1 pseudogene is annotated in these 923 nt (G+C 47.7%); it reads right to left on the reverse strand.

From position 1 onward, the window contains the following. A pseudogene (locus J5224_RS30565) lies at positions 1–445 on the reverse strand (hypothetical protein); the annotation flags it as partial. Positions 446–923: the final 478 nt, after the last annotated feature.

Consider the following 923-nt stretch of genomic DNA (forward strand, 5'->3'; position numbering starts at 1 on the left):
CAGAAATACCGTTTATTGAACCAACCAAGCCATCACCGCCACCGCCACCGCCGCCCGCACCAATAGGTCCCGAACAGCCACCGCACACGGAGTTTCCGCCATTTCCACCGGCACTTCCTTGAGGATTAATCGATGTGCCCGATATACCGCCAGTGCCCGCACTCCCGGCCGTACCACCGGATGCGGCACGGCCTGCGCTGCCAGCACCGCCATTCCCATTGCTCAAACCGTCGCCACCAGAACCTACTGCACCGGTACCCAGCCCCCCTGCGCCAAATCGTCCACCACCACCACCTACGCCCGCGTTGCCTCCGTAGCCATCAATCGGGAAAGGGTTGTCAGCACCAGAACCGTCAGCGAGAGCCACTGAGGCGTTTACGCAAAATGCTGCGATTAACAGCAAGCGTAATAGAGGCATCTTTAAGACAACGTTATATATTGTCACTGCTCCATCCTGGGGGAGTAACCGAATATTATTATTTTGCTTTTTTGGGGGATGGGATAAATGAACAAAGCAATGCTTTTTCATTGTTTACTCCACTAGGGTTTTTAAAAAAGGATGACAAAAATTATTTTTGCCCCTTAATAGAAAAAATTTGCTAACACTTTGTTTTTATGATTATGGTATGGGGGAGTGTATTTTCAGTGTAATCAAATTCTTAATTGTTTCTTCTTGTTGTGTTGTGTACCAATATTAATTGATGTGAGTCCACTCTTTGGAGTGATATATTTCTCTTTCTTTTTTTCCCCTATGCTTAGTCGTCGATAACTTTTGACTCATAAGGCTGTAACCTTATCTGCCCACATACGGCGTTACGGCGCTGACACATCCCCCTTGCGTACAACGGCAATCTATTGTGTATTAAGCACATGCAGGTCTGACAATTGCCAAGAGAAGAGCCCTATTGATGCAACGAAACCCT

This window comes from Candidatus Symbiopectobacterium sp. NZEC135 (genome assembly GCF_025962695.1).